The sequence below is a fragment of the Streptomyces sp. NPDC004284 genome, assembly GCF_042874035.1.
Taxonomy (GTDB): domain Bacteria; phylum Actinomycetota; class Actinomycetes; order Streptomycetales; family Streptomycetaceae; genus Streptomyces.
In genome coordinates, this window is sequence record NZ_JBIAMJ010000002.1 from 733277 (window position 1) to 752508 (window position 19232).

18 protein-coding genes are annotated in these 19232 nt (G+C 73.8%); 5 read left to right on the forward strand and 13 right to left on the reverse strand.

Annotated features, from left to right (window positions below; genetic code table 11):
• Nucleotides 1-16: 16 nt before the first annotated feature.
• Nucleotides 17-1105 carry a substrate-binding domain-containing protein gene (locus ACFYUS_RS08450; RefSeq protein ID WP_388847249.1) on the reverse strand — a complete coding sequence of 363 codons (1089 nt, stop codon included), beginning with the start codon at nt 1103-1105 and terminating at the stop codon, nt 17-19.
• A 303-nt stretch (nt 1106-1408) separates the two neighbouring features.
• Here ACFYUS_RS08450 and ACFYUS_RS08455 point away from each other — a divergent pair, with 303 nt between their 5' ends.
• The gene (locus tag ACFYUS_RS08455; protein WP_388847251.1) at nt 1409-1861 is read left to right on the forward strand and encodes an SRPBCC family protein; all 453 of its coding nucleotides are present in this window, start codon (nt 1409-1411) and stop codon (nt 1859-1861) included.
• Nucleotides 1862-1893: 32 nt separating this feature from the next.
• On the opposite strand, the gene trpS is transcribed toward ACFYUS_RS08455, so the two are convergent.
• From trpS to ACFYUS_RS08495, 8 genes are all read right to left on the reverse strand, one after another.
• Nucleotides 1894-2988, reverse strand: a complete 1095-nt coding sequence (gene trpS / locus ACFYUS_RS08460) for a tryptophan--tRNA ligase (protein WP_388847253.1) — start codon at nt 2986-2988, stop codon at nt 1894-1896.
• A gap of 224 nt (nt 2989-3212) precedes the next feature.
• On the reverse strand, nt 3213-4457 hold the full coding sequence (locus ACFYUS_RS08465) for a cytochrome P450 (RefSeq protein WP_388847255.1): 1245 nt from the start codon (nt 4455-4457) through the stop codon (nt 3213-3215).
• Nucleotides 4454-5683 (reverse strand): cytochrome P450, encoded by a 1230-nt coding sequence (locus ACFYUS_RS08470; protein ID WP_388847257.1) that lies wholly within the window; start codon nt 5681-5683, stop codon nt 4454-4456. Before ACFYUS_RS08470 ends, ACFYUS_RS08465 begins: the two co-directional genes overlap by 4 nt.
• A complete protein-coding gene (locus tag ACFYUS_RS08475; protein ID WP_388847259.1) occupies nt 5680-6306 on the reverse strand; it encodes an ATP/GTP-binding protein in 627 nt (208 codons plus the stop codon). Before ACFYUS_RS08475 ends, ACFYUS_RS08470 begins: the two co-directional genes overlap by 4 nt.
• Nucleotides 6287-6640: a DUF742 domain-containing protein gene (locus ACFYUS_RS08480; RefSeq protein WP_388847261.1), complete on the reverse strand. Its 354-nt coding sequence runs from the start codon at nt 6638-6640 to the stop codon at nt 6287-6289. The genes ACFYUS_RS08475 and ACFYUS_RS08480 overlap by 20 nt, the downstream gene beginning before the upstream one ends.
• The gene (locus ACFYUS_RS08485; RefSeq protein ID WP_030690508.1) at nt 6637-7038 is read right to left on the reverse strand and encodes a roadblock/LC7 domain-containing protein; all 402 of its coding nucleotides are present in this window, start codon (nt 7036-7038) and stop codon (nt 6637-6639) included. Before ACFYUS_RS08485 ends, ACFYUS_RS08480 begins: the two co-directional genes overlap by 4 nt.
• Nucleotides 7035-8606, reverse strand: coding sequence for a sensor histidine kinase (locus tag ACFYUS_RS08490; RefSeq protein ID WP_388847264.1), 1572 nt, complete (start codon nt 8604-8606; stop codon nt 7035-7037). The genes ACFYUS_RS08485 and ACFYUS_RS08490 overlap by 4 nt, the downstream gene beginning before the upstream one ends.
• A 128-nt stretch (nt 8607-8734) precedes the next feature.
• Nucleotides 8735-9766, reverse strand: coding sequence for a hypothetical protein (locus ACFYUS_RS08495; protein ID WP_388847266.1), 1032 nt, complete (start codon nt 9764-9766; stop codon nt 8735-8737).
• A gap of 228 nt (nt 9767-9994) precedes the next feature.
• Here ACFYUS_RS08495 and ACFYUS_RS08500 point away from each other — a divergent pair, with 228 nt between their 5' ends.
• The 4 genes from ACFYUS_RS08500 (at nt 9995) to ACFYUS_RS08515 (ending at nt 13762) form a co-directional block, all read left to right on the forward strand.
• Nucleotides 9995-10153, forward strand: a complete 159-nt coding sequence (locus ACFYUS_RS08500) for a hypothetical protein (RefSeq protein WP_388847268.1) — start codon at nt 9995-9997, stop codon at nt 10151-10153.
• A gap of 54 nt (nt 10154-10207) precedes the next feature.
• The gene (gene lanL / locus ACFYUS_RS08505; protein WP_388847270.1) at nt 10208-13072 is read left to right on the forward strand and encodes a class IV lanthionine synthetase LanL; all 2865 of its coding nucleotides are present in this window, start codon (nt 10208-10210) and stop codon (nt 13070-13072) included.
• A gap of 61 nt (nt 13073-13133) precedes the next feature.
• Nucleotides 13134-13259: an ALQxL family class IV lanthipeptide gene (locus tag ACFYUS_RS08510; RefSeq protein ID WP_388847272.1), complete on the forward strand. Its 126-nt coding sequence runs from the start codon at nt 13134-13136 to the stop codon at nt 13257-13259.
• A gap of 155 nt (nt 13260-13414) precedes the next feature.
• Complete coding sequence (locus ACFYUS_RS08515) at nt 13415-13762, forward strand: DUF190 domain-containing protein (RefSeq protein WP_388847274.1); 348 nt, start codon at nt 13415-13417, stop codon at nt 13760-13762.
• Between the two features lie 18 nt (nt 13763-13780).
• Here the strand turns inward: ACFYUS_RS08515 and ACFYUS_RS08520 are convergent, their stop codons facing one another.
• The 4 genes from ACFYUS_RS08520 to ACFYUS_RS08535 all read right to left on the reverse strand — a co-directional run bounded on the left by ACFYUS_RS08520 (nt 13781) and on the right by ACFYUS_RS08535 (nt 19201).
• Nucleotides 13781-14077 (reverse strand): hypothetical protein, encoded by a 297-nt coding sequence (locus tag ACFYUS_RS08520; protein ID WP_388847276.1) that lies wholly within the window; start codon nt 14075-14077, stop codon nt 13781-13783.
• Between the two features lie 119 nt (nt 14078-14196).
• The gene (locus ACFYUS_RS08525; protein WP_388847278.1) at nt 14197-15414 is read right to left on the reverse strand and encodes a nitric oxide synthase oxygenase; all 1218 of its coding nucleotides are present in this window, start codon (nt 15412-15414) and stop codon (nt 14197-14199) included.
• 101 nt (nt 15415-15515) lie between these two features.
• Nucleotides 15516-17078, reverse strand: a complete 1563-nt coding sequence (locus tag ACFYUS_RS08530) for a DUF4139 domain-containing protein (RefSeq protein WP_388847280.1) — start codon at nt 17076-17078, stop codon at nt 15516-15518.
• Between the two features lie 8 nt (nt 17079-17086).
• A complete protein-coding gene (locus ACFYUS_RS08535) occupies nt 17087-19201 on the reverse strand; it encodes a DUF4139 domain-containing protein (RefSeq protein WP_388847282.1) in 2115 nt (704 codons plus the stop codon).
• Between the last annotated feature and the right edge of the window lie 31 nt (nt 19202-19232).

The window sequence follows — 19232 nt, forward strand, 5'->3', positions numbered from 1 at the left end:
GGTTGTTCGGGACCGGCTATTCGAGACCGGCTTCCTTGCAGGCCGCCGCATAGGTCGGGGTGCAGATCTCCTGGACCGTGTAGAGCCCGTCCTTGACGACGGTGTCCTTGATGTTGGTCTTGTTCACCACGACCGGGTTGAGCAGCTGGGCCGCGACCTTGTGGTTGCTGCCGCTGGTGACGGTGGTGGGCACCAGGTCGGACGAGAGCTTCTTGCCCTCGGCCAGGTTGACGGCCATCGTGGCGGCGATGTCGGCCTCCGGCTTGTAGGGCTTCTCGATGGTGAAGGTCTGAGTGCCGATCAGGATCCGCTGGATCGCGTCGAGTTGGGCGTCCTGACCGCTCAACGGGACGTTCATTCCGGCCGCCTTGAGGGCGGTGGCGATACCGGCGGCCAGTCCGTCGTTGGCCGAGTAGACACCGACGATCTTGTCCTTGCCGAGGGAGCTGATGGCGCCGGACATCTGCTGGTTGGCGTTGTTCGGGTCCCAGTTGGGAGTGTCGTACTCCTTGCCGATCTTCACCTTGCCGTCGAGGACGGAGTGCGCGCCGGCCTTGAACTCGGCCGCGTTCGGGTCCGTCGGAGACCCGTTGTGCATCACGATCTCGCCGCTCTTGGCCTTGTCGCCGAGCGCGTCGAGGAGCGCCTTGCCCTGCAGCTCGCCCACCTTGTGGTTGTCGTACGAGACATAGGCGTCGACGGGGCCCTGCGCGAGGCGGTCGTACGCCACGACCTTGACGCCCGCGTCATGGGCCTTCTGCACGGAGGACTGGATGGACTTGGCGTCCACGGCGTCCAGGATGAGGACCTTGTCGCCCTTGGCGAGGGCGGTGTTGACCTGCTGCTGCTGGGTGGTGGCGCTCTCCGCGGCGTTGTAGTAGTCGATGTGCGCCCCGGGCGCCAGTTCGTTGATCTTCGCCTCGATGTAGGGCCGGTCGAACTTCTCGTACCGCGTCGTCTTGCTCTCCGGCAGCAGCAGTCCGATCCTGACGGTCTCCTGCTTCTGGCTCCCCGCGCCCAGGGCCGTCGCGCTCGTCGCCGCCACCCCCAGGGAGAGGGCCGCGGCTCCGGCCAGGGCTATCGCGCTCCGCAATGTACGGGTCATGAGGGGCTCCTCTCGTACGCCCCTTCTCCCTCACCTCGTGAGCGCGGGAACGAGGGTGTACATATGGCCTATATATCGACATTAGCCGCAACCTGAGGACCGGCAAGCGGGTGGGCCCGCCGACGGGAGACCCCTCGGCGGTGACGGTGGGTGCGGACGGTGTGCGCGAAGGTCGCTCTCCGTGGTGATCGCGAGAGGCTGGCGGGGCGCCGTCGGGAGTGGGAGGATTTGTACGAAGCGACAACGGGCCCGCGTCGGCGCATCCGCTTCCGGCGAGGCCTTCCGTCGGACGAAGAAGGCGACATGCCCGCCATCACGGAAACCATCGACATCTCCCGCACACCCGCGGACGTCTTCTCCTACGTGACCGACCCGACGCATCTGCCCGAGTGGCAGCAGAGCGCGGTCTCGGTCCGCGCGATCGGCGACGCCCCCCTCGCGGTCGGCTCCAAGGTCGCCGTCACACGGCGGCTCGGCAAGCGGGAGTTCACCACGACCATGCAGGTCATCGAGCTGGAGCCGCCGAGGCACTGGCACGTGCACGGCATCGACGGCCCCGTACGCGGCGACATCCAGGGCACCATCGAGCCGCTGGACGACGGCGAGCGCTCCCGGCTGACGCTCTCCCTCGACTTCGAGGGGCACGGCATCGGCAAGGCCCTCGTCCCCCTCGTCGTCCGCCCGCACGTGCGGAAGGAGATGCCCAGGGACGAGATGACCCTCAAGGGCATCCTGGAGAGCGGCACGGCCGGCTGACACGGGATCCCCCGCCGGGAGCACGCGTCGGGTCAGTAGTGACTGTTCATCGCCGCGCGCACCTCGGCGAGGGTCGCGTCCGCCACGGCCCGGGCCCGCTCGTTCCCCTCGCGCAGGACCTGGCGGAGGTACGCCCGGTCCCGCGCGTACTCCGCGCGGCGGGAGCGGATCGGCGCCAGGTACTCGTTGACCGACTCCGTCACGGTCCGCTTCAGCGCCGCGGCCCCCGCGGAGCCGATGTCGTCGGCGACCTCCTCGGGGGTACGGCCCTGGCAGAGCGCCGCGAGCAGCAGGAGCGACGACACCTCGGGGCGGCCGGCCGGGTCGTAGGCGATGTGCCGCTCGGAGTCGGTCTTCGCACCCCTGATCAGCCGGGCGGTCTCGTCGGCGTCGGCGGCCAGGGCGATGGCGTTGCCGCGGCTCTTGCTCATCTTGGTGCCGTCCGTGCCGAGGAGCAGCGGCGCCTCGGACAGCAGGGCGTCGGGCTCGGGGAAGACGGCGGTGCCGTTGCCGTAGCGGTCGTTGAAGCGGCGGGCGACGGTCCGGGTGATCTCCAGATGCGGAAGCTGGTCCTGGCCGACGGGGACGAGATCGGCCTTGCAGAACAGGATGTCGGCGGCCTGGTGGACGGGATAGGTGAACATCAGGCCGCTGACGGCCGACTGCCGGGAGTGGGCGATCTCGTCCTTGACGGTGGGATTGCGGTTCAGCTCCGCCACGGACACCAGGCTCAGGAAGGGCAGCAGCAGCTGGTTCAGGGCGGGGACCGCGCTGTGGGCGAAGACCGTGCTGCGCTCCGGGTCCACGCCGATGGCGAGGTGGTCGAGGACGAGCTCCTCGACGTGCTCGGTGAGCCTGTCCGCCACGTCGCGGTCGGTCAGGACCTGGTAGTCCGCGATGATCACGAACAGCTCCACCCCGAGGTCCTGGAGCCGCACCCGGTTGTGCAGGGTGCCGAAGTAGTGCCCCAGATGCAGCCGCCCGGTGGGGCGGTCCCCGGTCAGGATGCGGAAACGCCCCGGGTCCTTGCGGATCTGCTCCTCCAGGACCGCGCTGCGCGCCCGGGCGGCGGACGTCCCGAGCGCGTCGGTGGAGGCGGCGGTGACGGTGGTGGTGAGGGTGCTCATGAGGTCTCCCGGTGTGGGTCGATGGCGCCGTCGGGACGACAGGACCCATGAGCCAGGAAACGCGAAAGGGCCGTTCGTCCGAACGGCCCGGTCGTGCGCGAATGGCGGCCGCTCCTAGGAGGAGCGCCACCAGCTGAGGCACGACGACAGATGCATGGAGCCAGCATAGCGCCCCGTGACCGGGAAACCACGGGGCGCCGGTGGGTCGAACGCGCGGAAAGCCGTCAGGACAGCAGGACCGGCAGGTCGAAGAGGTCGTTCTGCGTGACGACCGGCTTGTTGCGGAGCTCCTCGCGGGGGACCGCCAGACGGAGGTCCGGGAAGCGCTCGTACAGGGCGGGGAGCGCCACCGACGCCTCCAGACGGGAGAGCGCCGCGCCCGGGCACACGTGCGGGCCGTGCCCGAAGGAGATGTGCCGGTTCGGGGTACGGGTCACGTCGAACTCGCCCGCCGTCGGACCGTGCTGCTCCTCGTCCCGGCCGATCGCGCCGAACGACACGATCAGGGCCTCGCCCTTCGGCAGGATCCGGTCACCGACCTCGATGTCCTCGGTGGCGAACCGGATCAGCACGTGCGAGGTGGGCGTCGACCAGCGCAGCGTCTCCTCGATCACGTTCTCCCACGGCACCTCGCCCTTGAGCACCAGGGCACGCTGCTCGGGGTGGGTCTCCAGGGCGACGACCGCGTTCACGATCAGGCTGATCGTCGTCTCGTGCCCGGCCGCCACCATCAGCTGGAGGGTGTTGGTGATCTCCTCCGTGGTCAGCCGGTCGCCGCCCTCCGACGCCTCGATCAGCGCGCTCGTGAGGTCGTCGCCGGGCCGCTCCGTCTTGCCCGCCACGATCCCCGAGAACAGCGCGCCCAGGTCCGCCATCATCTGCGGCACCTCCTCGGGCGGCGTCTGCGTCGAGAAGAACTTGTCGAACAGCGCCTTCATCCGCGGGTGGTCGGCCGGGTCGACGCCCATCAGCTCGCCCACCACGTTCATCGGCAGCGGGTACGCGAACTCCGCCTTCAGGTCCACGACCTCACCGGACGGCCGCTCGGCCAACCGGTCCAGCATCCCCTCGGTCAGCGACTCGATGCCCGCGCGCAGCCGCTCCACCCGGCGCGCCGTGAGCGCCTGCGCGACCAGCGTCCGCAGCCGCCGGTGCTCCTCGCCGTCGACGGTCAGCATCGACCGGCCGGGGTTCGCCAGACCGATCAGCGGCCAGTCCAGGGGTATCTCGCCGCGCTGCCACGCACCCCACACCTCGATGTCCTTGACGAGGCGGGCGTCGGTGAGCAGCTTGCGCGCCTCGGCGTGCCGGGTGACGGCCCAGCAGGGCACCCCGCCGGGCAGCACGACACGGGCCAGCGGGCCGGCCGCGCGCAGCCGGGCGCTCTCCCCGTCGAGGTCGGTCACGAAGGGGTCGAGGACGAGGGCGTCGGTACCGGACGCGGCGGTGTGGTCGATCGGGCAGCTCATCCGAGGGCTCCAAGGGCGGGGGTCGGGGTGTACGTCACGGGCAGCGAGGTCAGACCGCGCAGCCAGGGGGAGGGGCGGCGGGCGAGGGCGTCCTCGGCGACCGCGAGGTCCACGTCCGGCAGCCGGTCGAGCAGCACCTCGATCCCCGTCCGGGCGATGGTCTCGGCGACCTCCTGGGCGGGGAACGGGCAGCGGTGCTCGCCGTGTCCGAAGGAGAGGTGCGCGTTGTTGCCGCCGGTGAACGCGCCGGAGTCGGTGCGCACGTGCGGGTCGGAGTTGGCGGCGGCCAGGCCGAGCAGCAGCAGGTCGCCCTGGCCGATCAGGCGCCCGCCGAGGCGGGTGTCGCGCGAGGCCCACCGGCCGGCGACGTTCTGGGTCGGAGTGTCCTCCCACAGGACCTCGTTCATCGCCTCGCCGACGCTGTGCCGGCCGCCGGCGAGCGAGGCCGCGAACCGGTCGTCGGTCAGCATCAGGCGCAGCGAGTTGCCGATCCAGTCGGCGGTCGGCTGGTGGCCCGCGGCCATCATCACCATGAGGTCCTGGGCGACCTCCTCGACGGTGAACCCGACGGTGTTGGCGAGCATCCGGGAGGCGACGTCGTCGCCGGGCGTCGCCAGCTTGGCGGCGAGCAGCGCGAACATCGACTCGGCCAGGTGGCGCTGGCCCTCGAGCGCGCCCTCCTGACCGTTGATCATGTCGTTCATGGCGGTGACGAGGCCGGGACCCTGCTCGTCGGAGAAGCCGTAGCAGCTGGCCAGGACACGGACCGGAAGCAGCATCGCGTACTCGGCGATGATGTCGCAGGAGCCCTTGCCGCACAGCGCGTCGATCAGCTCGTCGGCGAAGCGCTCGGCACGCGCCTTGAGGACGAACGGGTCGATCGCCTCCAGGGCGGCGGAGACGACCCCGGCCCGCTCGCGGTGCCGCTCGCCGACGGTGTAGAGGATGGACGGCTGCTTGCGGCCGATCATCGGCAGCAGGGGCCAGTCCGCCGGAATCGCGTCCCACTGGTTCCACAGGTCGGAGTCGCGCGAGAAGAGCACCGGGTCGCTGGTGACCTGGTGCAGCTCGCGGTAGCCGAGGACCAGCCAGGCGGGCACGTCCCCGTCGAGCACGACCGGGGCGACGGCCCCGTGCTCGCGGCGTATCTGCCGGTACAGCTCGGTGGGGTCGGTCTGGAACCGGGGCCCGCTCAGCGGGACCGGCTGGGGCTCGGGGAGGGTCACGGGGTGGGCTCCGGGATCGGGTGGGAGGTCGGCCGCGAGGCCGCGACGACGGTCCGCAGGTGTTCCACGAGCGAGATCAGCACCTGCTTGCTGGACTCGCGCGAGCGCGCGTCGCAGAAGACCAGCGGGACCTCGTCGGCGAGGTCGAGGGCCTCGCGGATCTGTGCGGGGGTGTGGGCCGGGCCGCCGAAGTCGTTGCAGGCGACGACGAACGGCGTGCCGTGGTGCTCCAGGCGGTCGATCGCGTACCAGGAGTCGGCGAGCCGCCGGGTGTCGACGAGGACGACCGCGCCGAGGGTCCCGGAGAACAGCCGGTCCCACAGGAACCAGAACCGTTCCTGGCCGGGCGCCCCGAACAGGTACAGGACGTTGTGCGCGTCCAGCGAGATCCGGCCGAAGTCGAAGGCCACCGTGGTGGCGCTCTTCGCGGCGACGCCGACGGTGTCGTCGACGCCCTCGCCGGCCTGGGTCATGGTCTCCTCGGTGTTCAGCGGACGGATCTCGCTGACCGAGCGGACCAGGGTGGTCTTGCCGACTCCGAAACCGCCGACGACGACGATCTTCAGTCCGTTGTCGGCGGTGCTGCGCAGGGTCTGGCGCTGTTCAGAGATTACGGAGTCCAACGAGCACCTGCTCCAGGATGTCGTGATCGGGAAGGCGGTACGCGGCGCGGGGGTGCCGTGCGCTGATCCGGCCCGTGTCGTGCAGGTCCGCGAGGAGGATCCGCGTGATCGACACGGGCAGGCCGAGTCCCGCCGCCACCTCCACCACGGCCGTGGGAAGACGGCACATGCGCAGGATCGCGGCGTGCTCGGACTGCATGCCGGCGACCGGATCGCTCTCGGAGACGACGAGCGTCACCAGGTCGAAGGCGTCGGACCCGGCGCGGCTGCGGCCGCCGGTCAGGGTGTAGAGCCGGTCGGGTGAGTCGTCCCGTCCCGGCCTGCCGCGGCTCATCCCCGGGGCCTCGCGACCAGGTACTCGCCCAACTGCTCCACCAGCTCGGACATGTTGTGGCCGACGAGCCCGGCGTCGGCGTCCTCGTCGGCGACCAGGGCGAGGTGGGCGCCCTCGCCCGCCTCCACGATGAACAGGATGCCGCCGTAGAACTCGGCCATCGCGGAGCGGACCCCGCCCGTGCCGTCGCCGAACTCCACGGAGGCGCCGTGCGACAGGCTCTGGATGCCGGCGGCGATCGCGGCGAGCTGGTCGGCCTGGTCGACGGAGAGCTCAGGAGTACGGCAGAGCTTGAGGCCGTCCCGGGAGAGCACCAGGGCGTGACGGGTGCCCGGGGTGCGTTCGAGCAGGCCCTCCAGGAGCCAGCTGAGCTTCTCGTCGGTGGTGGTGCCGGTCATGAAGGGGTGCCTTCCGGGTACGGGGGGTTCGTGACGGTCGTGTCGGCGGGGGGCTCGTCGGGCGTCGCCCGCTCCTCCGGCGCGGGGGTGCCGGCACCGCGGACCGCCTGGCGGAAGGAGCCGAAGCGCGTGGCGGCTCCGGCCGCCGCGCCGGTGCGCGGGCCCGTGGGGCGCGGCTTCCCGGTGGCCTCGGGGCCCTCGGGGTGGGCGGTGGCCATCGCCCGGCCGCGGCGGCGGCGCGGCAGACCGCTCTCGCCGAACCGGGGGTGCTCACCGGTGCTCTCGGCCGCGCTCTCGTGCGTGGTCGCGGGCTCGACGGCCGGGGCGGGCGCGGGCGGCGACGCCAGCCCGCGGCCCGCCACGGGCGGCAGGACGGCCTCGGGCGCGGCCGGCGGCTCGGCGGCCGTGTGGCTGATCAGCTCCTGGGGCAGCATCAGCAGGGCGCTGGTGCCGCCGCGCGCCGAGGGGCGGAACGACACGGTGAGGCCGTGCTTGTGGGCCAGCCGGCCGACGACGGCCAGGCCGAGCCGGGTGCCGGAGAGACCGGCCAGGTCCTGCGTCGTCGCGCCGACCGCGGCCTCCGCGCGGCGCAGCTGCACCTCGCTCATGACCAGGCCGCTGTCCTCGACCGCGATGATGACGCCGGCCGGGACCTCCTCCACGTAGACGTGGACCTCGGCGGTGGGCGGCGAGAAGTTCGCCGCGTTGTCCATCAGTTCGGCCAGGGCGTGCATGACGCCCTCGGCCGCGTGCCCGGCGACGGCCGCGTCGCTGCTGGAGTGCAGCCGCACGCGCTGGTAGCCGCCGATGCGGCCCATGGCGCCGCGCAGGATCGACTCCATGACGATGGGACGGGCCCAACGCCTGCCGGACCGGGCTCCGGTCAGCACGGCGACGGAGTCGGCGAGCCGGCCGGCCTGGGCGGTGCGGTGGTCGATGTGGAGCAGGTCGGTCAGGACGTCCTCGTCCGCGTGCCGGTGCTCCATCTCCCGCAGGTCGGCGAGCATGCTGGTGGCGAGGGCCTGCATGCGGCCGGCCGCGTTGGCCGCGGCGGCCATGGCGGCGGACCGGCCGGACTCGGCGCGGCGCAGCCGCTCCTCGAGCCGCCGGACCTCGGCGGTCCGGTCCGCGGTCAGCTCGGCGATCCGGGCGGCGTGGGCGTGGTCGAGCTCCGCGGTCCGGGAGGCGTGGGCGCGGGTGAGCTCCTCGGCCCGCGCGGTGTGGCCCGCCTCCGCGGCGGCGGCCTCCGTCTCGTAACGCTCCTTCAGCGCCGCCGCCCCGCGCGCGGCTTCGGCCGCGTGCCGGGCGGCCAGGGCCTCCCGGGAGGAGAGTTCGGCGGTGAGGGCCTCGACCCTCCGGCTCAGGGAGCGCGCGGTCCGCCCGTACCAGGTGACGGCGAAGGCCGCGGCCGCGAGGAGCAGGACGCCGCCGCCGGTGAACCAGCCGAGTGCGGCACGGATGTCGGCCGGCACCGCGGCGACCGCCGCGACGGCGAGCGCGCCACCCGCGGCGGCTGTCAGCAACGAGGCGAGCAGGGCAGGACGGAAGGGGGTGGACGGCGCCGACATCAACCAGACTCTCAGGAACGGGCACGCGGGGTGGGGAGTCGCAATGACGGCACTATAGATCCGGACTTGATCGTTTCGGAACCTGCCTTATCGTTTCGGAACCTGCCTTGATCGGATCGGTATGCAGATCACGGAATACACTGCCGATCCGCGTCCGTCGTGACCTCCGGGCACGTCAGACCCGCGCGCTCCGCCAGCGCACCGCCCTGGAAGCGGCTCTCCGCCCCCAGCTCCTCCAGGAGATCGGCGATGTGACGGCGGCAGGTGCGCAGCGACATCCCCATGCGACGGGCGATCACCTCGTCCTTGGCGCCCTCCGCGAGCAGCCCCACGAGCGCCCGCCGCAGACTCGGTCCGACCTCCTTGTACGCGGCCTCGCTGGCGCCGGTGAAGGGGACCGCCCCGGACCAGTGCTGCTCGAACACCCGGCAGAGGTACGCCACCACGTCGGGGTCCCGGACGAGGACCGCCCCCTCGCCCGTACCGCCGTCGGAGCGGCGGGGCAGGAAGGCGACGGACCGGTCGAAGACCACGGCCCGGTCCGGCAGTTCGGCGGCGGTGCGGTACTCGGCGCCGGCCTCGGTGAGCCGCTCCACGTACCCCTGGGTGGACAGGCTGGACCGCGCCGAGTGCTGGTACAGCGTGCGCATCCGGACGCCCCGGCGGAGCATCGCCACGTCCCGCTCGACGGCGTCCCCGAGGCGGTGCGCGGCCCGCCCGCCGCCCGGCTGGATGCTGAACACCTCCTCGCGGCAGCGGGCCGACTCCTCGGTGAGCATCGCGGAGGCGGACGCCATGTCGGGCAGCACGTCGAAGCCCTCCCGGCGGCCCTGTTCGCGCCGGGCGGCGCGGTACCGCGGCATCAGGGAGTGCAGATCGTCGCGGAGGGCCTGGGCGTGCGCGGCGGCCCGCGAGAGCTCCGCCTCCAGCGGGCCGACCACCTCCGCCGCGGCGGCGTCCGGGCTCACCGGGATCAGCTCCTCCGGCCGGCCGGGCGCCGGCCGCAGCAGACGGAGCCGCCGCAGGGTGCGGCAGGCCGACTCCACGTCCTCCGCGCTCAGTCCGAGGCCGGGCAGTCCCTCCGGCGGCCGGTTCGCGAGGCTGCCGTGCTCCAGTACGTACGCGAAGACGGCGACGGCCCCGGCGTCCAGCCGAGGCATTCCGTCCACATCCACCTCAGTAGTCACCCAATTCCCCCGTTATGCGGCCCTGCTACTTCCGTGCCATGCAGGGTATTGCCAGGTCATGGCGCTGGACCAAGCGGGCTCGCCGGGATGGACTGGTGGTGTCCGGCCGAGGGAAACCCCATCAGGCCGACATACGGCGTGAACCATCCAGACATGGAGCTTCCCGCCCGTCCTCTCATCTCCCGAACCAGGAGCCGCACCATGTCCGTCGCCGTCCGCTGCCTCCTCGTCCTCACCGTCCTGCTCGCCGGCGGATCGGCCGTCGCCACGGCGGCCGACGCACCGGCGACGACGCGGACGACGGCCGCGGACCTCATGGACACCAGCTGGGGCGACGACTACGACCGGCCCCTCCAGTAGGGACCGGTCCTGCCCGCCCACTCGTCAGCCCTGCGAAACACGAGGACGAAGAGCGTGTCGTCACCCACCGGGAACCCTTCCCCGCCCGGCCCCGGCCCCCGGCGGTCGCGCCCCGAAAGCCCCGCGGACCTGGCCCTGCTGCCGGACGTCGTCCGCGCCGTGATCGCCCGGAGCGCGTCCGGTGCCGAGCGGGCGGACTGGAGCGTCGAGCCGGGCGAGTTCTGGTGCCACGTCGTGCCCGCGGAGGCCGTCACGCGCGCCCAGGGCTGGAAGCTCCACGTCCCGGCCACCCCGCTCTCGGCCCCCCTGGTCCTGGCCCGGTCCGCCGAGGTGCTCGTGGCCCACCGCGCGGCCTTCAAGTTCGCCGGAAGCCCGGCCAAGGTGGCCGCGCTGGTGTCCGGGCGCTTCGCCCGGGGCGGGGGCGGCAAGTTCCTGACCGTGTACCCGGCCGACGACGAGCAGTTCCGGCGCCTCGCCGAGGAACTCCACCGGGCCACCGAGGGACTGCCCGGCCCCGCCGTCCTCTCCGACCGGCGCTACCTCCCCGGCAGTCAGGTCTTCTACCGGTACGGAGTGTTCAAGGGCGTCCGGGCACTGACGGCCGACGGCTCCTTCGCCGCCCGCCTCACCGACCCCGAGGGCCGGCCGGTCGCCGACGAGCGCAACGCCTGGTTCAGCCCGCCCGCCTGGGCCGGCGCCCCCTTCCCCGACCGTCCCGCCGCCCCCGCCCGCAGCACGGCCACGGCCAAGCCCGTCCTGCTCGGCGACCGCTTCCTCGTACGGGGCGCGATCCAGCACTCCAACAAGGGAGGGGTGTTCCGGGCCGAGGACACCCGCACCGGCGCGCAGGTCGTCGTCAAGCAGGCCCGGCCCCATGTGGGCGCCGGACCCGAAGGCCTGGACGTCCGTGACCTGCTGCGCCGCGAGGCCGCGCTGCTCGAACGGTTCGGGCGCGCACACCCCGACCAAGTCCCCGCCCTCGTCGAGGTGTTCGAGCAGCAGGGAAGCGTGTTCCTGGCCACCGCGTCGGTCCCGGGAGCCACGCTCCGGCGCACCGTCGCCGAAAACCTGGCGCGGGACGGCAGCGGCTGCCCCGACGAGCGCACGGCCGCGTCCCTGGTGCGGCAGCTCGTCGGACTCGTCGCCACCGCCCATGAACTCGGCGTCACCCTGCACGACTTCAATCCCAACAACATCATGGTCACCCCGGACGGGCGGCTCGTCCTCATCGACCTGGAGATGGCGGCCCCGGAGGGGGAGCGCTGGGTGCTCGGCGCCACCCCCGGCTACACCGCCCCCGAGCTGCGCGCCGCCGACCAGGTGGCCCCCGCCCTGCCGCCGGACGCCGACCTGTACGCCCTCGGCGCCACCGTGCTGCACGCCCTCAGTGGAGCCGATCCGCTCTTCGCCGAGGACCTCCCGCGCGCCACCGCCCGGCCGGACGCACAGCGCCTCGCGGACCTCGTGGACCTGCTCTCCCGCGACCACGCCCACGTACGACGCTTCGCGCCGCTGATCCGGGGGCTGATGCGGGACGAACCCGCGGACCGCTGGAACCTGGACCGGGCACGGGAGTTCCTCACGGAAAGCCGAGAGGAAAGCTCTACGGGAAGCCGAGCGGGAAGCCGCGTGGAAAGCTTCGCGGAAAGCCGAGAAGACGCGGCGGCACGACCGGACGCGGCGGCCACGCGCGAGCGTCTCCTGCACGACGGCATCGCCCACCTGCTGGCCACGATGCGCCCGCAGGACCCCGAACGGCTGTGGGTCTCGGACTCGTTCGGCGAGACCTGCGACCCGGTGGCCGTGCAGCACGGCTCGGCCGGCGGCGTCGCCCTGCTCGCCCGGGCCCTCGCTCACCGGGACGCCGGGTCCCCCCTCCAGGCGGCCGGTCCCGTGACCCGCGAGGCGCTCGCCGACGGCCTCCGCTCCGCCGCCCATTGGACGGCGGAGCGGCAGGAGACGCTGCCGAGCACGCTCCCCGGGCTGCACTTCGGCCGCTCGGGCACCGCCTGGGCCCTGCTCGACGCCGCCCGCGCCCTGGACGACACCGCCCTCGCGGACCGGGCCGTCGCGCTGGCCCTCGGGCTGCCCGTCCAGGGGTCCAACCCGGACGTCTGCCACGGCGTGGCCGGCTCCGGCCTCACGCAGCTGCACTTCTGGCGCACCACCGGAGACCCCCGGTTCCTGGACCGCGCCGCCGACGTCGCGGAGGGACTGCTCGACGCGGCACGGCGCACCCCCGAAGGAGTCTTCTGGCCCGTGCCGGAGGACTACGACTCCGCGCTCGCCGGAGCCTGGCACTACGGCTTCGCGCACGGCGTGGCCGGGGTCGGCACCTTCCTGCTGCTCGCGGCCGGGGCCACCGGCGACGGACGGTTCCTCGACGCGGCCGTCGAGGCGGGGGCCACGCTCACGGCCGCCGCCCGCAGCGGACCGGCGGGCACGCTGTGGCCCGTCGACCGGGCCCGCCACCTCTCCGACTCCCCGGAACTCGCCCGGCACTGGTGCAGCGGCTCCTCCGGGATCGGCACCTTCCTGGTCCGGCTCTGGGCGGCGACCGGCGAGGCCGACAAGGCCGTCCGCGACCTGGTGGACGGCGCGGCCCTCGCGGTGCGGGCCGGCAGGGTCACCGACTCGCCGGCCACCTGCCACGGCCTCGCGGGGAACGCCGAGTTCCTCCTCGACGCGGCCGTACGGACGGGCGACGAGCGCCACTTCGCCGCGGCCGAGCTCCTCGTCGAGCACCTGGCGGCGCAGGCCGTGCTGCGCGACGGACGCCTCCTGGTGCCCGACGAGAACCGCAGGACCGTCCTCGCCGAGTACGCCACCGGCCTCGCCGGGAGCCTCTCCCTGCTGCTGCGCCTGCGGAGCGGAGGCCCGCGGGCCTGGCTGCCGGAGGACGGCCCGGCCCACCCCTGAGTGTCCGGCGGCCGCAGGCCGCCGGCGATCCACCGAAGAATCCGATGAGAAGGAGACCGTCATGATGGAGTTCGACATCGACGCCCTGCAGGTCCTGCCGGAGGAGGCCCGCACCGAGGACGCCCGCGGTGAGGAGCACGCCGCCGCGCTGATCACCGCCTGCCGCTGGCTCACGAGCGGCTGCTGACCCGGCCGCCCACGGAGGGGGCCGGCGTCCCGGCCGGTCCCCTCGCCGCGGAGGTAAGACCCGCGGAGCTAAGACCCGCGGAGGTACGACCGTAGACTCGAAGTGCGGGCCCGCCTCGCGGCCGCGAGGGGCGCCGCGTACGGCAGGAGGCGGCGATGGCCAGGCTGACGGGCAGGGCCCTGCGGGTGACGGTCTTCGTGGGCGAGACCGATCTGTGGCACCACAAGCCCCTCTACACCCAGATCGTCGGCCGGGCGCGCGAGGCCGGTCTCGCGGGCGCGAGCGTGTTCCGCGGCATCGAGGGCTTCGGCGCCTCCTCGCTGATCCACACCCAGCGCCTCCTCTCGCTGAGCGAGGACCTCCCCGTGGCCGTGGTCATCGTCGACACCGAGGAGAAGATCCGCGCCTTCCTGCCCCAGCTCGACGAGCTGGTCGGCGAGGGCCTGGTGATCCTCGACGACTGCGAGGTCATCCGCTACGTCGGCCGCCGGAAGCCCGCCTGAGGGTTCACGCCCGGGGGTTCACGAGGGTGTGATCGCCGAAAGGCCCTTGCGCAGGTCCTCCGGGTTCATGACGGGGGAGTAGTGGATCTTGGCGTTGATCCCCATGAAGAACGGCTCCGAGATGACCGGCATCCGGGAGGGGTCGTCCAGGTCGAAGAAGAGGTACCCGGTCCGGCAGCCGTCCTCGACGGTGAAGTACGCGGCCTCGGGCTTGAGTTCCTGGAGTGCGCCCTCCATGATCTTCAGCAGCTTGCCCTGCCTGATGGCCTCGTTGGAGGTCGGGGTGTCCATCTGGATCTTCAGCAGCATGCGCATGGCGCGGCCTTTCCCGGCCGGGCGGGCGCTCCGTTCGGGCGCCCGGGATCCCGGACGCGCTCAGTTCCAGCGTCCTCCTTCCCCTCCGGCGGGACCACTCGGCGGGACCACCGGCGGCGCTACCGCGCCTCCCGGGCCAGGAACGCGGGCCGCAGCGAGGCGTCCACCGGGTCGTAGTAGCGGTGGAAGACCGGAGTCGTGGAACCGGACACGGGCGGAACGATCCAGCTCCAGTCGGCCGGCGTGGCCCTGCCGTGCCGGCGCTCCTGGGCGATGTGCCGCAGGAACCGCTCGGACTCGGTGTGATGGTCCGCCATCGTCACCCCGGCCCGCTGGAAGGAGTGCAGCACCGCCACGTTCAGCTCGACGAGCGCCCGGTCCCGCCACAGCGTGCGCTCCGAGGAGCGGTCGAGGCCCAGGCGGTCGGCGACCACCGGGAGGAGGTCGTACCGCTCGGTGTCCGCGAGGTTGCGGGCGCCTATCTCCGTCCCCATGTACCAGCCGTTGAACGGCGCCGCCGGATAGCGGACCCCGCCGATCTCCAGCGTCATGTCGCTGATCGCCGGCACCGCGTACCAGCGCAGCCCGAGCTCCGCGAACCAGCCGTGGTCCGGATGCCGGAGCGGCACCTCCAGGACGGAACCGTCCGGCACCTCGTACCACTCCGGCCGCGCGCCCGGGCGCTCCTCGATCATCAGCGGGAGCACCTGGAAGGCCTCCTCGCCCCGCTTCCACCCCAGGTCACGGGCGCGGGCGGTCGAGGCCTCGCCGCGCGGGTCGCCGAGCCAGCGGCCCTCGGGGGTGCGGTGCCCCGCGTAGCGGACCAGCTGGTCGTTGACGATGCGCGGCGCGGGGCGGCCCGGCCGGTCGGGGGCGAACACCGAGATCACCGGGCGGATCCGGCCGCCGTTCCCGGCGAGCCTCAGATGCTCGAAGCAGTGGGCGGCCATGTCGTCGGCCGAGGCGACCTGCCGCAGGTCGCGCACCACGAGGCTGCGCCAGTACAGCCTGCCGATGCAGCGGGCCGCGTTGCGCCAGGCGACACGGGCGCCGAAGGAGAGCTCGTCCGGGGTGTGCTCGTACGTACCGGTCCGGTCGATCGCGGCGAGCACCTCCCGGACCCGGCGCCCCACGTCCCCGGCGCCGGGCTGCTCGTGATGGAACTGGCGGACGAAACTCTCCGCCTCCCGACGGTCCGTCACCTGTGGGACCGGGGGCGAGGGTTGACGCGGCCACCCGCCGGACGGGGGCGCGGGCGTGAACGGACAGGTGCTGACGGCGGCGGCCTTGCGACGGCGGCTCAGACTGAAGACCAAGGTGATTCCTCCCGCCCCCATGACTACCGCACGTAGGCGCGCGGTTGTGGAGAGTAGGGGGAGTTCGGGATGCGGAAGGCGCCGCACTGGTAAGGTGCGCGGCGCCTTCCGCGTTCAGGGGATCAGATCCCCGCGACCTTGGCCGTCGCCGTCAGTTCGTAGACCAGGGTGACCGTACGCCGGCCGCCGGGCGGCAGCGGGACGTCCCAGCGGACGACGCCCTCGTCGTCGACCGCGTCGGGGGCCGGGGAACAGGCCTCCTTCCGCAGGCGCACCTCCACCGCCGACACCTCCGAGACGGGGATCCGCTCCCGCAGGGCGATCACCCGCTCGCCCTCCTCCCCGGGCGGCGAGAACCGGGACAGGTGCAGCCGGACCGTGCGGGTGACCACCGTCCGCTGGGTGAGGCCGGTGGTGTCGCGGGACTCCTCGGCGTACCGGACCACCCGGTGGTCGTCGCGGCTGCCGAAGGCGAGCTCGACGGCCGCGCCGGGGGCCGTGAAGTCCAGCGCCCCGCGGCCGGTGAACCCGCTGCCCCGGACCAGGTCCACGGGCCCGGCGAGCAGCGCGTGACCGGACCGGTTGTCACCCCGCACCACCTGGGTGACCAGCGGGGACAGTTCGGGCGAGCAGGCGTACTCGCTGCTCGCGGCCGTCGTGAACGCGGAGATCGGCACCCGGTGGGCCCGGCCGTCCGAGGGCACGGACACGGGCGCGGGGGAGTGCAGGACCCGCGCCTCGCCGCCGTCGTCCACGCCCGGCAGGCCCAGGACCGGGGCCGGCCCGAGCGTCGCGATCTCCTCCTCGCGCAGTTCGACGTCGATCGTCCGGCGCTCCGCCGCGGTGCGGTCCTTGAGCGTCAGCCGGTCCTCGGCGAGCCGCGGCGGACCGGCGGCGAGCGCCGACCGGGCGGTCGACAGCGTCAGCCGTACGCCCGACCAGTCCTCGCCGGTGCGCTGCCAGACCACGGCGTCGGTCTCCAGGGTCAGGGAGTCCCCGTCGAGCGCGGCCCGGTAGGCGGGCCTCCACAGCGCGCACGGGGTGAGGTGGCTCAGCCGCATCCGTACGGGCCCGGCGGCCGGGGCCTCCACGGTCAGCTCGACATGGGCGGTCAGCTCGGCGGGCTCCTCCTCGGCGAGGTCCATGGCCCTCCGGACGGCGCCCAGTTCGGCGTCGAGGGACATCAACCGGGCCTCGGCGAGCCGGAGTTCCTCGCCGTACGTGTCGCGTTCGGCGTCCACGCGGTCGAGTTCGCGGCTCCAGCGGGGCCCCTCGGACTCCCCGGACCCGGCGCCCTCGCCGATCTCCCGCAGCAGATCGGCGGCGAGCCGGCCGAGCAGGTCGAGGCGGGCCCGCAGCCGGTCGCGGCGCTGCTCCACCGCGAGGCGTTCCTCCTCGAGGGCGTGCGCGCGGTGACCGAGGGCGGAGTCGTCCTCGGTGGGCGGGACCGGGTCGCGGGGCGTCCAGTCGCGGACGATCCGTACGTCGAGCACGGTGGCCCGGTCACCGGAGACCGGCTCGGCGTGGAGGGTGCGGTCGACCGCGAGCGCGCTGATGGGCCCGAGACGCAGGCGCTGCACGCCGGCCTCCAGGTCGAGCACGGCGGTGCGCTCGACGTGGGCGCGGTCCTCCAGACAGGTGACGGCGGTGACGGGAAGGGCGATCGGCTTCGGATCCGTGGACATGGATGGGGTCAGCTCCTGCGGTTGCCGTCGACCAGGGCCTTGCCGGCCGGGATGCGGATCTCGTAGCCGCCGTCGAGCGCGGCGGTGCCGCCGGCGGGCAGCTCCACCCGCCAGACGCGGGTGCCCGGGGCGTGGTGCTCCGGCGCGGTCCCGTCCTCGGGCGCCGTCCAGTCGGCGCGCTCCTCGATGCGGACGTCCGGCTCGGAGGAGACCGGAACCCGCTCGTGGACCTCGACGGTGACGGGCCCCGCGAGGCGGTTGGCCAGCTCCACGTGGACGCGGTGGTCGAGGACGGTGACGTTGTTCCGCAGGCCCGCGGTCGACTCCTTCAGATGCGTACGGCGGGTGACGCGGACGCCCTCGGCCGGCCCGAGCCCGAGCCGGCGGACGCCGCCGGGCGCGAGGGTGGGCAGGGCGGCGGTCAGCAGGAAGTCGTCGTCGACGGTGACCTCCACCGGCCCGGCGAGCAGCGCCTGACGGGTCGTGTTGGAGACGGCGAGGGTCGCGTACACCGTCTGCTCCACGGACGGCACACAGATGTGCTCGGTGTGCAGGACGACCGGGATCTCGCCGACGGTGACCGTGTGCCAGGTGCCGTCCGAGGGCACGTCGGCACGGGCGGCGGCGTCGAAGCGGTGGTCGAAGGAACCCGCCGACACGCGCGGGCGCACCGCGTGCCGCGGCAGCGGAAGCCCTGCCACCGCCTCGGCGCGGCGGCGGTACTCGTCGGCCACCGCGTCGGAGGAGGCGCCGGGGAACAGCCGGCCGCGGCGCGCGCCCGGCTCCTCGGGGCCGCACAGCACGAGGCCGGCGTAGTCGAGTTCGGCCCCGCTCGGCTGCGGCGGACCCACCGGCGGTGGCGGCGGTGGAGCCGCCGCGCCCGGAGCCACGGGGCCCTGCGGTGCGGGTGCCTGGGCCGGGCGGCCCGCGAAACCGCCCCCGCCGCCGGCGCGCGACCCGCCACCGGCGCGCGGCCGCCCGCCCGGTCGCGGGGCCGCCGACCGTGCGACGTCCGGCGACCCGCCCCCGAAGGCCTCCGGAGCGGAGCCGTACGCGCCACCGGGCTGCGGCGGCCCGGCGAACGCCGGCGGCGGGGGCGCCATGGGCGCGGGCGCCGCCACGGACGCGGGAGCGGCCACCGGCACGGGAGCCGAGCCGCCCGCGGCGCCCGCCACGGCGGAACCGGCGCGGAACGGGGCCGGGCCCGCCGCCTCGTACCCGGAGAACAGATCGGCGAGCCCCGACGGGGGTTCGCGCCAGCCGGACGGCGCGGGCGCGGACTGACGGCGCCCGATCCGGATCGAACGGAGCGCCGGCAGATCGGTGCGGCGCCGCAGGTCGGCGGTGGCCAGGGCGAGGCGCACCCCGGTCCAGTCCTCGCCGGTGCGCTGGGCGACCGAGGCGCGCAGCACCAGCCGGCCGCCGCCGTCGCCCTGACGGTGGGTGAGGCGGTACGTCGGCACCCAGACGGCACCCGGCACGCCGTACTCCAGCTCCAGTTCCACCTCCTCCGCGTCCCCGGCGCCGTCGAGGGCCAGGACGGCGCACACCGAGGTCGCGACATGGGCCGACGGCGCGTCGGTGGAAGCGCGGTGCAGCCGGTCGCAGGCCACGTCGAGCGCGTGTGCGGCGAGCCGGACCGCCTCGTCCAGCTCGGTGAGCCGGGCGTGCAGCCCCGCCAGCCGCTCGTCGACGAAGTCGGCGAGCTCCAGCCACGCGTCCACCGGGGTACGGCGGTGCGGGTCCTCTCGCTTGCGGCCGGGCGGGACCGGGCGCAGGCCGCCGACCTCCGCGATCAGCGTCCGGTGCCGGTCGCGGCGCGCCTCCGCCGCCGTGCGGGCCTCCCGGAGCCGGTCGACCTCGCGCCGCAGCCCGTCGGTCGCTCCGTCGTCGTACGGCTCCGCCTCGATCTCCACGCGCGCCTCGGTGACCCGCGCCCCGGAGGCGCCCAGGACCCGGGCCCGCAGCGAACCGGCGTCCAGCGTGCGGGGCAGCCCCGTCACCCGCACCCGACCGTCCGAGGGCACGACGCCCCGGGCCAGCCGCCGGCAGAGCGCGCCCTGCGCGTACACCACGACCGAGTCGAGACCCGATCCCCACCTCGGCACCGCACCGACCGTCATGCGCCCCCCCGCCTCATCCGTGTCGGGGGAA